Source organism: Enterobacter sp. WI-ESBL-E8, assembly GCF_053364895.1.
This window is the reverse complement of sequence record NZ_JBRWXJ010000001.1, coordinates 2,494,709-2,508,680: the sequence shown is the minus strand read 5'-3', so window position 1 is coordinate 2,508,680 and position 13,972 is coordinate 2,494,709. Positions and strand designations below refer to the sequence as shown.

At 56.4% G+C, this 13,972-nt stretch carries 8 protein-coding genes; 4 read left to right on the top strand and 4 right to left on the bottom strand.

Annotated features, from left to right (window positions below; translation table 11 throughout):
* Position 1: 1 nt before the first annotated feature.
* A complete protein-coding gene (gene silA, locus ACWHWP_RS12040; RefSeq protein ID WP_447856672.1) occupies positions 2-3,142 on the top strand; it encodes a Cu(+)/Ag(+) efflux RND transporter permease subunit SilA in 3,141 nt (1,046 codons plus the stop codon).
* Positions 3,143-3,184: 42 nt separating this feature from the next.
* Here the strand turns inward: silA and ACWHWP_RS12035 are convergent, their stop codons facing one another.
* Complete coding sequence (locus tag ACWHWP_RS12035; RefSeq protein WP_447855667.1) at positions 3,185-3,754, bottom strand: hypothetical protein; 570 nt, start codon at positions 3,752-3,754, stop codon at positions 3,185-3,187.
* A gap of 46 nt (positions 3,755-3,800) precedes the next feature.
* A complete protein-coding gene (locus ACWHWP_RS12030) occupies positions 3,801-4,715 on the bottom strand; it encodes an AraC family transcriptional regulator N-terminal domain-containing protein (protein WP_447855666.1) in 915 nt (304 codons plus the stop codon).
* A gap of 209 nt (positions 4,716-4,924) precedes the next feature.
* Between ACWHWP_RS12030 and ACWHWP_RS12025 the strand changes: the two genes are divergently transcribed.
* The 3 genes from ACWHWP_RS12025 (at position 4,925) to ACWHWP_RS12015 (ending at position 9,999) form a co-directional block, all read left to right on the top strand.
* A complete protein-coding gene (locus ACWHWP_RS12025; RefSeq protein ID WP_165602450.1) occupies positions 4,925-6,007 on the top strand; it encodes an alpha/beta hydrolase in 1,083 nt (360 codons plus the stop codon).
* Between the two features lie 283 nt (positions 6,008-6,290).
* Positions 6,291-9,497 (top strand): molybdopterin cofactor-binding domain-containing protein, encoded by a 3,207-nt coding sequence (locus ACWHWP_RS12020; protein WP_447855665.1) that lies wholly within the window; start codon positions 6,291-6,293, stop codon positions 9,495-9,497.
* Between the two features lie 43 nt (positions 9,498-9,540).
* On the top strand, positions 9,541-9,999 hold the full coding sequence (locus tag ACWHWP_RS12015; protein WP_059310065.1) for a (2Fe-2S)-binding protein: 459 nt from the start codon (positions 9,541-9,543) through the stop codon (positions 9,997-9,999).
* 48 nt (positions 10,000-10,047) lie between these two features.
* Here ACWHWP_RS12015 and fdhF read toward each other — a convergent pair whose 3' ends face one another.
* Together fdhF and ACWHWP_RS12005 are read right to left on the bottom strand one after the other, a co-directional pair.
* Entirely contained in the window at positions 10,048-12,201 is a 2,154-nt protein-coding gene (gene fdhF / locus ACWHWP_RS12010) for a formate dehydrogenase subunit alpha (protein WP_447856670.1), read from the bottom strand.
* Between the two features lie 143 nt (positions 12,202-12,344).
* Positions 12,345-13,817 (bottom strand): nucleobase:cation symporter-2 family protein, encoded by a 1,473-nt coding sequence (locus ACWHWP_RS12005; RefSeq protein ID WP_059310068.1) that lies wholly within the window; start codon positions 13,815-13,817, stop codon positions 12,345-12,347.
* Between the last annotated feature and the right edge of the window lie 155 nt (positions 13,818-13,972).

Here is a 13,972-nt window from a genome sequence, read left to right as displayed (position 1 = left end):
GATGATTGAATGGATTATCCGGCGGTCGGTCGCCAACCGTTTCCTGGTGATGATGGGCGCGCTGTTTCTCAGCGTCTGGGGGACATGGACCATCATCAATACGCCGGTCGATGCCTTGCCCGATCTGTCTGACGTTCAGGTGATTATCAAAACCAGCTATCCCGGCCAGGCCCCGCAGATTGTTGAAAACCAGGTGACCTATCCGCTCACCACCACCATGCTGTCGGTTCCCGGCGCAAAAACCGTGCGCGGGTTTTCTCAGTTTGGTGATTCGTACGTGTACGTTATTTTTGAAGACGGGACCGATCTGTACTGGGCCCGTTCTCGCGTGCTGGAGTACCTGAACCAGGTGCAGGGCAAACTGCCCGCCGGCGTGAGCTCTGAAATCGGTCCGGACGCCACGGGCGTGGGCTGGATCTTTGAGTATGCGCTGGTGGATCGCAGCGGAAAACACGATCTCGCAGAGTTGCGCTCGCTGCAGGACTGGTTTCTCAAGTTCGAGCTGAAAACTATCCCGAACGTCGCCGAGGTGGCGTCGGTCGGCGGCGTGGTGAAGCAGTACCAGATTCAGGTCGACCCGTTAAAACTGTCTCAGTACGGCATCAGCCTGCCGGAGGTTAAGCAGGCCCTTGAGTCCTCTAACCAGGAAGCAGGGGGATCGTCAGTTGAAATGGCGGAAGCGGAGTATATGGTCCGCGCCAGCGGCTATCTGCAGACGATGGACGATTTCAATAACATCGTCCTCAAAACCGGCGAGAACGGTGTGCCGATTTACCTGCGCGACGTTGCCCGCGTGCAGACGGGGCCGGAAATGCGCCGCGGGATTGCCGAGCTGAACGGGCAGGGTGAAGTGGCGGGTGGCGTGGTGATCCTGCGTTCGGGCAAAAACGCGCGCGAGGTCATTACGGCGGTAAAAGATAAGCTGGAGACGCTGAAGGCCAGCCTGCCGCAAGGCGTTGAGATTGTGACCACCTACGACCGCAGCCAGCTTATCGACCGGGCCATTGATAACCTGAGCGGCAAGCTGCTCGAAGAGTTTATCGTGGTGGCCGTCGTCTGCGCGCTGTTCCTCTGGCACGTCCGCTCCGCGCTGGTGGCGATTATCTCTCTGCCGCTTGGCCTGTGTATCGCCTTTATCGTCATGCACTTCCAGGGACTGAACGCCAATATTATGTCCCTGGGCGGTATCGCCATCGCCGTCGGTGCGATGGTCGATGCCGCCATCGTGATGATTGAAAACGCGCATAAGCGGCTGGAAGAGTGGGATCGTCAGCATCCCGGGGAAGACATTGACAACGCCACGCGCTGGACCGTGATCACTAACGCTTCCGTTGAGGTTGGTCCGGCGCTGTTTATTAGCCTGCTGATCATCACCTTATCCTTCATTCCGATTTTTACCCTTGAGGGTCAGGAAGGGCGGCTGTTTGGCCCGCTGGCCTTCACGAAAACGTACGCCATGGCGGGCGCGGCCGCGCTGGCCATTATCGTCATTCCGATTCTGATGGGGTTCTGGATCCGGGGGAAAATCCCCGCGGAGAACAGTAACCCGCTGAACCGGCTGCTGATCGCAGCCTATCATCCGCTGCTGCTTAAGGTGCTCCAATGGCCAAAAACCACCCTGCTGGTTGCGGCCTTGTCCATCTTCACGGTTATCTGGCCGCTGAGCCAGGTGGGCGGCGAGTTCCTGCCGAAGATTAATGAGGGCGATCTGCTGTATATGCCGTCAACGCTGCCGGGCGTCTCTCCGGCAGAAGCGGCGGCGCTGCTACAGACCACGGACAAGCTCATCAAAACCGTTCCTGAAGTGGCCTCTGTGTTTGGTAAAACGGGTAAGGCCGAGACCGCAACGGATTCCGCGCCGCTTGAAATGGTGGAAACCACCATTCAGCTTAAACCTGAGAATGAGTGGCGGCCCGGCATGACGATTGACAAGATTATTGACGAACTCGACAAGACCGTTCGTTTGCCTGGACTGGCGAACCTCTGGGTACCGCCGATCCGCAACCGGATAGACATGCTTTCCACCGGGATCAAAAGCCCGATAGGCATCAAGGTATCAGGGACCGTTTTGTCGGATATCGACGCCACGGCGCAGAGCATCGAGACGGTAGCCAAAACGGTGCCGGGCGTGGTGTCGGCCCTGGCTGAACGTCTGGAGGGCGGGCGCTACATTGATGTCGATATCAATCGGGAGAAAGCCTCCCGCTACGGGATGACGGTGGGCGACGTGCAGCTGTTTGTTTCATCGGCCATCGGCGGTGCGACGGTCGGTGAAACGGTGGAAGGCGTCGCGCGATACCCGATTAACATTCGCTATCCCCAGGACTACCGGAATAGCCCGAGCGCGCTGAAGCAGATGCCGATCCTGACGCCGATGAAGCAGCAAATCACGCTGGGGGATGTGGCGGATATTCGTGTCGTTTCCGGCCCGACGATGCTGAAAACGGAAAATGCCCGACCTGCGAGCTGGATCTATATTGATGCCCGCGGCAGGGATATGGTGTCGGTGGTGAACGACATTAAGACCGCCATCAGCCAGAAGGTTAAGCTGAGGCCGGGAACCAGCGTCTCTTACTCCGGGCAGTTTGAGCTGCTTGAGCATGCCAACAGGAAGCTAAAGCTGATGGTGCCGATGACGGTGATGATCATCTTCATTCTGCTCTATCTGGCGTTCCGACGCGTGGATGAGGCGTTGCTGATCCTGATGAGCCTGCCGTTCGCGCTGGTGGGAGGGATATGGTTCCTGTACTGGCAGGGCTTCCATATGTCTGTCGCAACCGGCACCGGGTTTATCGCCCTGGCCGGGGTGGCGGCTGAGTTTGGGGTGGTCATGCTGATGTATTTACGCCATGCCATTGAAGCGCATCCCGCGCTGTCCCAGCGCGAAACCTTCACCGAGCAGGGGCTTGATGACGCCCTTTATCATGGCGCCGTGCTGCGCGTGCGGCCAAAGGCGATGACCGTCGCGGTGATCATTGCCGGTCTGATGCCCATTCTGTGGGGGACCGGTGCCGGGTCAGAGGTCATGAGCCGGATAGCGGCACCGATGATTGGCGGTATGATCACGGCGCCGCTGCTATCGCTGTTTATTGTTCCTGCGGCGTACAAGCTGATCTGGTTGCGCAGGCATAAAAAGCCATAAAAAAACCCGCCGGCAACGGCGGGTTTTCTACGGGATTAATGCTCAGCGCGCCTGGCTAATAAGCTTGCGCCAGGCTCTGTTATGCAGAGTAAACAGCAGCATCTTATAGAAAGCGGTAGAGAGGATACAGCTGCCGCTCAGCCCCAGCATGATAATACTCACCAGCGCTGCGGTCAGGCTGACGCCCGGAGCAGCGCTACCGCTCAGCGCGGCCAGCAGGTAGGCTGCCGTTAATACCAGGCTTATCGCCGCCAGCGTAAGGTGTAACCGCACGGCGCGCATGCTGCCTTTGCCCATCATAAACATCGTCACGCCGTTAATGCCGGCGAACAGCAGGGCGACCAGCACAACCCACGCGAATACGCGTTCGGCCGGCTGGCCGAGTGCGGCGAGTACGCCATACCCCAGCCACAGCTGCGGAATGGCGAAACTGACAATCACCCCAAGCGTACTGACCGCCGCGGGAATACCCATGGTGTGTAGTCCCACAGGCTTACCCATTTCGTCGGCCAGCTGCGTCTTCAACTGCTGCAGCTGTGTCGGTGCGGCATGGTTTATGCAGGCGGCCACCTCGTTACAGCGTTGCAGGCGACGGGATATTCTTTTAATCATATAAATAATCAACGTTTCAGACTGTTTCCCTGGAAGCAACAAATGATTAAATTTCACCGGCAGACTTTCTCAGCACGGTAATATCCCTCTTAGGCGACTCACCAAACATCCGCGTATATTCCCGGCTGAAATGGGATAAGCTTTCGTAACCGACAGCATAGGCCGCTGTGGTGACATCGTAATGCTCATTCAGCATGAGTCGTCTGGCTTCATTGAGGCGCAGCCATTTCTGATACTGGAGCGGACTCATTCCCGCAAGCTGCCTGAAATGTCGGTGGAAAGAGGGCGTGCTCATCTGAACCCGACTCGCCAGCTCCTCGATGCGTAAAGGCGAAGCAATATGGGTCTTTAACCAGTCGATAGCTTTACCGATACGGTAGCCATGGCCGTCTACTGCTGCAATCTGTCTGAGATGATCGGACCGATCGCTCATCAAAAGCCGGTAATGTATCTCCCGTTGAATCAGCGGGCTGAGAACAGGAATGGCTTCAGGCTCGTCAAGCAATGAAAGCAGGCGGCAGAAAGGCTCCAGCAAAACATCTGTCATGGTTCCTATACCGACACCTGTTCCCGCATCGCGTTTTTTCACTGGCGGCAGGCCGCCCTGCGTAATTAATTCCATCAGCACGCGTTGATCAAGTTTATAGGCTATGCCGACGCACGGCCGAGATGCTGATGCGTGTAACACTTCCGAACTGGCTGGTAAGTCGAGAGAGGTGATCAGGAATTTTTTCGCATTATAGGTATAAGGTTCGCCTCCAACCCACATTATCTTCTCGCCGTCAGCCACCAGAACGATACTCGGTGGAACCAGGCAGCTCACTGGAGGAGCAGGTTCGTTCCGCCGGAATAATTCCAGCCCTTCGACAGCGGTGGGAAAATCGCCGGTACCGGGCGTGCGCTGAGCAATATTCCGCGAGAGTTCGTCGAGTCGTTTCTCAACGGACTTGTTTGAAATCATCTGTAACGCCTCACATTTGTTGCGTCTATGCAACCCCGTCAACTTACCTGTTATGAATACTGAAATATACAGTTTGGCCTCAGGTTAATAGGATCGAGCAAATAATACAGAGTATTTTAATAACATATTTCATTAATGATATTCAAAATAGCAACAACGCAACCCGTATCGAATTCGGTTTCTGAAATTGAATGTAAGGTTTTGATATCATGACGCTAAATTCTTCAACTCGTTTTTTTAATGGTGCACTCCTTGCCGGTGCGATGGCTCTGATTTCAACAGAATCTGCGGTTGCCCAGCCTGCACCAGGCACAGCAGACTCTTCGGCGCGTCTGGTTCAGACGTGGGATAAAACCTTCCCAAGGAGCGACAAAGTGGATCATCAAAAAGTAACGTTTAAAAACCGTTACGGCATTACGCTTGCGGCAGATGTGTATCTTCCTAAAGATCGCGGGAATAAGAAGCTTGCTGCACTTGTTATTTCCGGGCCTTTTGGCGCGGTAAAAGAGCAGGCTTCAGGCCTTTATGCCCAGACCTTAGCCGAGCGCGGATTCGTGACGCTGGCTTTTGATCCGTCTTATACCGGTGAAAGCAGTGGGGAGCCCCGCAATATCGCGTCGCCTGATATTAATACTGAAGACTTTATGGCAGCCGTCGATTTTATTGGACTGCAACCTTACGTGGATCGCGAGCGAATCGGTGTCATCGGTATCTGTGGCATGGGGGGGATTGCCCTGAACGCAGTTGCCGTGGATAAACGCGTAAAAGCCGTTGTTGCCAGCACCATGTATGATATGAGCCGCGTGATGTCGAAAGGCTACAATGACAGCGTAACACCTGAGCAACGCGAGCAGGCTCTTGAGAAGATGAGCCTCCAGCGCTGGGAAGATGCGGCAAACGGGAAACCGGCCTACCAGCCAGCTTACAATAAACTGAAGGGTGGGGAAGCACAGTTCCTCGTGGACTATGCGGACTACTACATGACCAAACGCGGATATCATCCACGAGCCGTCAACTCAGGGAACTCATGGTCCGTGACAACGCCGATGTCCTTCATGAATTTCCCGCTGATGACTTACATTAAGGAAATTTCTCCGCGTCCAATCCTGTTTGTTCATGGCGAAAAAGCGCATTCGCTTTACTTCTCCAGAACGGCATATGAAGCGGCAAATCAGCCTAAAGAGCTTCTGATTGTTAAAGATGCCACGCATGTCGATTTGTACGATCGTATGGATAAGATTCCATTCGATAACATCACGGCATTCTTCAATAAGTATCTTAATAAGCGATAACCTTCTCAGTAACCGGTGCAGTGGCCAAAAGGCCATTGCACTTTTATTATTTTGATAAAACCGATTATTACTTTGATAAAAACGGCGCTGCTCGGGAATCATTCTCAGGCAGCGCCGTTTTCGATGGACGCTTTTCACACAACGGCGCGGTTTTTACGCGTGCGCAATCACAAAAACGAACCCTGATGTTCACCTCGTTGATCTCTGGCACAAATCTTGGATTTGTCCGTAGCGATGGGCTTTTCCCGTGGCTACTTACAGGATTGATAATAAGGGGAGCATTATGTGTGCTTTGCGTTCAGCGTCGCCAGGGCGCGTGGATGGGTTGGCGAAAGTCAAAGGAACGGCCATATATGGCGATGATATAACACTGCCGGATATGCTCTACGGCGTTTGTCGCTATGCGGATATTCCCGCAGGAAAAATCGACGAGCTGGATCTTAGCGACGCGCTGGCGGTAGACGGCGTGGTGAGGATTGCCACCTGGCAGGATATTCCCGGCACGCCGGTGGTGGGCGTTATCGTTAAAGATTACCTGCCGATAGTCAAAGACGAGGTGGTCTTTCACGGCGACGTTATCGCCGTTGTCGCCGCAACCACCTATGAAGCGGCGTGCGAAGCAGCCGATAAAATCCACGTGCGCTACACGCCGTATGCGCCGCTCACCGACGTGGAAGCGGCGCTGGCGCCCAATGCACGGCGAATTCACCCGGAGCGTGACGACAATATTGCCGCGCATCACCACACCATTAAAGGCGATATCGAAAAGGGATTTGCTGACTCCCTGCATATCCTTGAACGCGAATATGAGGTCGGCTTCCAGGAACATGCCTATATTGAACCGGAAGTGGTTCTGACCTGGCTGGATCCTACTGACGGCAGCCTGATTATTTCCGGCTCTATTCAGAACCCGCACCGGGTGCGCGGCTTTGTGGCCAAATTTATGGGCTGCCCGCAGAGCCAAATCAACGTCAAGCGCGCGGTCATGGGCGGTTCGTTTGGCGGTAAGGATGACGTTATCGATCATCTTGCCTGCCGCTCGGCGCTTCTGACGCGCCTGACCGGGAAGCTGGTCAAGTTCGCCTATACCCGCGAACAGTCCATCATTGAAAGCTGCAAACGCCACCCCTACAAAATGAAATACAAAGTAGGGCTTAACGACGCCGGACGTATCCAGGCAATGAAAATCGATATTCTGGCCGACAGCGGCGGCTATGCGGCCTCATCGCCGTTTGTCACCTGGCGATCTTCCGTACAGGCGGCTGGCCCGTACGCGATCCCCAACGTGCATATCGATGTAAAGGCGGTGTACACCAATAACAGCTATACCTCTGCGATGCGCGGTTTTGGCTCGCCGCAGGTGGTTTATGCTAATGAATCATTGATGGATGAAATCGCCGAGTATCTCAATATCTCACCGGTTGAAATTCGTGAAATCAATGCATTACGTCAGGGCGATACGTCCGTGACTGGCCAGGTTTTCGATCAGCATACGGTGTCGGCATGCGAGGTGCTGAAAAAGGCGGCCGCCTCGGCGGAATTTATGGCGAAGCGTAAGCATTACCAAGTACTGAACGAGCAAGGCGGCGTGTATCGCTACGGCATTGGGTTGGCGCTCAGCTATCGCGGTTGCTCCATTGGCGCGGAAGGGGTTGATACCTCAACGGCGCTGATTCAGGTCAACGAAGATGGCAGCGTTAATCTCTCTACGTCGGTATCGGAAAACGGTCAGGGCCTACAAACCACGATGTCGCTTATCGCGGCTGAAGCTTTCGGGATAACGATGACCGACATCCACTTCAGCGAACCGCCCACCTCAGTGATTGGCGACGGCGGCTCGACCGCCGCCACGCGCGGGACGATGGTCGGCGGCGGGGCGATTCTGGATGCCGCGGAGAAAATTAAGCGGCGCATTCTGAGCGTGGTGGGCGAGAGCATCGGCGCGACATGCCTTGAAGATACCTGCTGGCAGGACGGTTTTATCATCAATAAACAGGATGATAGCCGGCGCATAGCGTTTAAAGATGCGGTCAATAAAACCAAATGGGCCAGCGTCAGCCTTACCGAGTACGGCTGGTTTGTGCCGCCGCCGATCCACTGGGATGAAGAAAAAGGCTGCGGCAGCCCGTATTTCACCTGGGTATATGGCTGCCAGGTTGCGGAAGTGCGGGTCAACACCAGCACCGGTAAGACCGACCTGCTGCACGTGACCGCCGCGCATGACGTGGGCCAGGTGCTGAACCCGGTCGGCTTTGAGGGCCAGGTATGCGGCGGCATTGCACAGGGCTTTGGCTACGCGCTGCTGGAAGATTTTAATATTGAACACGGGCAGGTGAAGTCCGAGAACTTTGACAGCTACCTGCTGCCGACCATCAAGGACATTCCCTCCATTACGGTGATCGGGGTGGAAAACCCGGATAAAGCGGGTCCGCTGGGGGCGAAAGGCATTGGCGAACCGGCCACCGAGCTGGCGGCCGCCGCCATCAACAACGCCGTAAGCTTTGCGCTGGGCACGCGTTTTAACCACCTGCCGCTGACGCTGGAGCAGGTGATTCTCGGCTATAACCTGAAAAAACCGGCGCGCCAGAGCGAGCTGATGATTGAGCAGGAGAATAAAAAGCAGGTGCTGCGGCTTACCGACGTCACGGTGACGCGGCCGAAGAGTCTGGATGAGGCGCTGGTACTGCTGAAAAGTGACGGTGTCACCGCAATTGCGGGCGGGACAGATGTCATCGTGCAGGGGCGGCTGCAAACCAAACCGGTGAGGCTGGTTGATATCTCCCGCCTCAGCGAGCTGACCGGGATAACGGAAGATCCGCAAAGCCATGAGGTGTCCATCGGCGCAGCGGTCACCTTTAACCGTATTACCGACCATCCGCTGCTGCGCGAACGCTACCCGCTGCTGGTGCAGGCCTGCCATACGGTCGGTTCTCACCAGATCCGTAACCGCGCAACCATCGGCGGCAATATCGTCAACGCCGCGCCGTGCGGCGACTCGATTCCGCCGTCGATTCTTTACGATGCCAGCATCGAACTGCGTTCCCACACCGCCGCCCGCCGCATGTCGCTGGCCGAGTTTCTGCTCTCGGGCTACAAAACGCAACGCCAGCCGGATGAGCTGCTCACTCGCGTGATTCTCCCGGCTCCGGCGCACCCTAAAGCGAAGGGGTTTTACCATCAGTTGGGGCGGCGAAACGCGCTGAACATTACCCGTCAGAGCTTAACCGCGCTGCTGGAGTTCGCTGCTGACGGTACCGTCAGCTACTGTCGGCTGGTCGACGGCGCGTTGTTCAGCAAACCGCAGCGTCTGCTTGACGTTGAGCGCTGTCTGCTGGGGCAGCGCATCACGCCGCAAACCATTGATAGCGCCTGCGAGGTGCTGGACAAGCTGATTTATGCCGCCATCGGCAAACGCTGGTCCGCCGCCTATAAGCAGCCGGTTTTTGTCAGCATGTTCCGCGACATGATGGCGCAGGCATCCGCTCAATAATCAGTGAAAGCAGGGCACCTGGCGCCCTGTCGAGGACAAAACAATGAGTGTCATTAAAGTGAAGGTCAACGGCAAACTGGTAGAAGCCAAAGTTGAAGGCAATATGCGTCTGCTGGATTTGGTCCGCAACACGCTGAAGTTAACCGCAACGAAGGAAGGCTGCTCTATTGGTGAATGCGGCGCCTGTACGGTGATGATGGACGGCAAAGCGGTCTGTTCCTGTCTGGTGCTGGCGGAACAGTGCGATGAAGCGGAAGTCACCACCCTGGAAGGGCTAAACGACAACCCGATTACGCAAAAACTACAGCATGCTTTTGTGGAGAAAGGCGGCGTACAGTGCGGCTTCTGCACGCCGGGCGTGCTGGTCAGTACGACCGCGCTGCTGCAGGAAGTGCCACAGCCGAGTGACGAACAGTTGAAAGACGTGCTGGAAGGGAACATATGTCGCTGCACCGGCTACCAGCCGATTCTTGATTCTATCCACCACGCGTTAAAGTCATAACGCGATGATGGCGCGCCGGGGAGGTTCAGACCTCCCCAACAGCGCCGTTTACGCGTGACCCTCGCTACATTCACGCAGCCGTGCTTTAAGCTTCGCATACTCTTCTGCAACGTAGCGCTCTGCCGCCGCCTGATCGGTAATCGCCTCTACCCGTACCGCGCAGTACTTATACTCCGGGGTCTTAGTGATGGGGCTGAGGTTTTCCGTGACCAGCTCGTTACAGGCGCCAATCCACCACTGGTAGGTCATGTAAATGGCTCCTTTGTTTGGCCGTTCGCTCACGTTCGCCCGGGTAATAATCCGCCCCTTACGCGAGTTCACCCACACCAGCGCCTCATTGACAATGCCTAAACGCGCCGCGTCGGCGGTGTTGATCTGCGCATACCCCGGCTCATCCGCCAGCGCAGAGAGCGCCGAACAGTTCCCGGTCATCGAGCGGCACGAGTAGTGGCCCACTTCGCGCACCGTGGAGAGCACCATGGGAAATTCCTCGGTCAATTTGTCGATCGGCGCTACCCAGTCGCAGGTGAAAAAGTGCGCCAGCCCGTCTGGCGTGGAGAAACGATCTTTGAACAGCCATGAGGTTCCCTTATCCGCTGGAGATTCATCGCGACACGGCCACTGCACGTACCCCAGCTCGCCCATTTTCTCATAGGTGGCACCGAAGAAATCCGGACACAGATGGCGCAGTTCATCCCAGATTTCCTGCGTGTTACGGTAGTGCATCGGATAACCCATGCGGGTGGCGATTTCGCTGATAATCTGCCAGTCGGTTTTCAGATCCCACTGTGGCTCCACCGCTTTATAGAAGCGCTGGAACCCACGGTCGGCGGCGGTATAAACGCCTTCATGCTCACCCCACGATGTGGAGGGCAGGATGACGTCTGCCGCAGCCGCGGTTTTGGTCATGAAAATGTCCTGCACAATTACCAGCTCCAGCGTCTCAAACGCCTTGCGCACCGCCGACAGCTCGGCGTCGGTTTGCAGCGGGTCTTCCCCCATGATGTACGCCGCACGGACTTCGCCCTGTGCCGCGCGGTGCGGCAGCTCGCTGATGCGATAGCCGGTATGCGCCGGCAGGCTCTCAACCCCCCAGGCTTTCGCGAACTTCTCGCGGTTTTCGGCCACTTTTACGAACTGATAGCCCGGATAGGTGTCCGGTAGGGCCCCCATATCGCAGGCTCCCTGTACGTTATTTTGCCCGCGAACCGGGTTGACGCCGACGCTCGCTTTGCCAAGATTGCCGGTCAGAATCGCCAGGCTGGTCAGCGCGCGCACCGTTTCGACTCCCTGATAGAACTGGGTGACGCCCATGCCCCACAAAATCGTGGCCGTTCGCGCGCTGGCGTACAGTCGGGCGCAGGCGCGAATGTCCTGCGCGCTAATGCCGGTAATCTCTTCAACCGATTCCGGCGGATAGCCTTCGACAATGTTACGGTACTCCTCAAAGCCTTCAGAACGCCGGGCAACAAATGATTTGTCGTAAAGATCCTCCGCAATAATGACGTGGCCAATGGCATTCAACAGCGCGATATTAGAGCCGTTTTTGAGCGCCAGGTGCATATCGGCGATGCGGGCGGTTTCAATACGCCGTGGATCGCAAACGATAATTTTTGCGCCATTTCGCTTCGCATTAAGCACATGGTTGGCGACGATAGGGTGAGAATCTGCCGGGTTGTAGCCGAAGATAAACACCAGTTCGCTGTTATCAATTTCAGTGATGGCATTGCTCATTGCGCCGTTACCGACCGACTGGTGCAGACCTGCAACCGAAGGGCCGTGTCAGACGCGCGCGCAGCAGTCGACGTTATTGGTACCGATAACCGCGCGGGCGAATTTTTGCATCACATAGTTGGTTTCGTTGCCGGTACCCCGCGAAGAACCGGTGGTTTGAATGGCATCAGGGCCATATTTCGCTTTAATTTCGCTAAGCCGCGTGGCGACGTAATCCAGCGCTTCATCCCACGAGACCGCTTCCAGCTTGCCGCCGCGCTGGCGGCGTATCATCGGCGTTTGCAGGCGAGGCGTCAGAATGCGGGTATCGTGGACAAAATCCCAGCCGTAATAGCCTTTCAGGCACAGCGTACCCTGGTTGTTTTTGCCCATTGCCGCCTCGGCGCGAACGATCCGCCTGTCCTCAACCACCAGCTGCAGCTTGCAGCCAGCGGCACAGTAAGGGCAGACGGTGGTCACTTTTTTCATCATGGTTCTCCAGATAAGCGTGACATCCTAAAAAAACAGCCAAAAATCAAAGCGGCTGCGTACCCCAAAGGCAATGGCCTGCTGGACGGCGGGCAGGGTCATTAACGCCAGCACCAGCAACGCCAGTATGATTCGGTTTTGCATTATTCCCCCCCGCTGTGTTGTGGCTGTTGGCCCTTCTGGACCTTGCGCAGCAGCAGCCACATACGAACGGTGCGTACCGCCATATTTCGCGCCGCGGCGCTCGGCGGCAGCGGATCGGGTTCCGGAATATCGTGAGAGATACGCAGCGGCACGCTGCCGTTGAGCGTCAGGTTGGCGACGATTGCCGTGAGCGTCCCGATGGTGATACCGCTGTGGAGGAACAGCTGCATCATCGGCGGGAACTGGGCAAACAGGTTCGGTACCAGGACCGGCATCATGCCCAGACCCAGCGTCAGTGCTACCACCATGCCATTGTTATTGTTACGGTAGTCGACCTGGCCAAGGGTACGAATACCGGAGACGGCGACCATGCCAAACATCACGATCCCGGCGCCGCCGAGGATCGGCTTTGGGATCAGCACGACAAGCGCGGCCATTTTCGAGAACAGGCCCATCAAAATGAGAATCGCCCCAGAGACCGATACCACAAAGCGGCTGCGTACGCCGGTCAGGCCGATCAGGCCGACGTTCTGCGCAAAAGCGGCATAGGGGAAAAGGTTGAAGAAGCCGCAAATGGTGGTGGCCAGCCCGCAGGTGTTCAGGCCGTTGCGCAACATGGTGGCATCCACTTTCTTACCGACGATATCGCCGGTGGCCATAATCGAGGACATGGTTTCCACCATCACCACGACCATGACCATGGACAGCAGGGCGACGGGAACGATATGAAACTCAGGGCGGGCAAACTGCATGACCGTCGGCAGATGCAGCCACGGGGTGGCGTTCACCAGGTGAAGGTCGAGCGGCTTGAAGAAGCTCCAGAGGATTGTGCCAATAATCAGCCCGATCAGCACCGCCGTGTTTTTCACCACCCCGGTGGCGAAGGTGTACAGGTTGAGAATGATGACCAGCGTAATCGCGGCCATCAGCAGGGAAAACAGGTCGCCGAAGCCTTGCATTTCCGTGCTCCCGCCGCCTATCCACCCGCCGGCCACCGGCATGATCGACAGGCCAATCAGCGTGACAATACTGCCCATCACCACCCTGGGAAAGAAACGAATCAGGCGACTAATCCACGGCGCGCAGCAGAGGATAAAAATCCCCGAGACAATTACCGAGCCGGAAATGGCACCGATACCGTACTCTTTGCCAATCAGCACCATCGGGATCAGCGCGGCGAAGGTGCAGCCCTGAATCAGCGGCAAACGGCAGCCGAGCCAGGGACGAATCCCCATCGACTGGACGATGGTTGCCGCGCCGCAGATAAACAGATCGGCGCTAATCAATAGAATGATGTGCTCGGCGGGCAGGCCAACGGCGTTGCCGACCACCAGAGGAACGGCCACCGCGCCGGCGTACATCACCAGCACGTGCTGCAGTCCGTAGAGAATCATTTGCGTTATCGGCAAAACCTCATCGACCGGCGCCGTTGAAGCCGTCGAGCGTGAGGCAGGAATGGCAGAATCTTTCATGAGGTGGTTATCTCCTTTACGACTTTCGCTCGGTTGAGAGCGGAAGTTACGATTCGAAGGCAGTTGCCTCCCTGAACTGATGTCGCCATCAGCGTGTTGCGCGCACGGCGATAACTATGCGTAAGCTGTGCCAGAATTAACCGTTTAGCGGAGCA

Excerpts from the sequence above, each read along its gene's own strand:
- silA (WP_447856672.1), top strand. The coding sequence starts at position 2 with ATGATTGAATGGATTATCCGGCGGTCGGTCGCCAACCGTTTCCTGGTG.
- ACWHWP_RS12035 (WP_447855667.1), bottom strand. The coding sequence starts at position 3,754 with ATGATTAAAAGAATATCCCGTCGCCTGCAACGCTGTAACGAGGTGGCC.
- ACWHWP_RS12030 (WP_447855666.1), bottom strand. The coding sequence starts at position 4,715 with ATGATTTCAAACAAGTCCGTTGAGAAACGACTCGACGAACTCTCGCGG.
- ACWHWP_RS12025 (WP_165602450.1), top strand. The coding sequence starts at position 4,925 with ATGACGCTAAATTCTTCAACTCGTTTTTTTAATGGTGCACTCCTTGCC.
- ACWHWP_RS12020 (WP_447855665.1), top strand. The coding sequence starts at position 6,291 with ATGTGTGCTTTGCGTTCAGCGTCGCCAGGGCGCGTGGATGGGTTGGCG.
- ACWHWP_RS12015 (WP_059310065.1), top strand. The coding sequence starts at position 9,541 with ATGAGTGTCATTAAAGTGAAGGTCAACGGCAAACTGGTAGAAGCCAAA.
- ACWHWP_RS12005 (WP_059310068.1), bottom strand. The coding sequence starts at position 13,817 with ATGAAAGATTCTGCCATTCCTGCCTCACGCTCGACGGCTTCAACGGCG.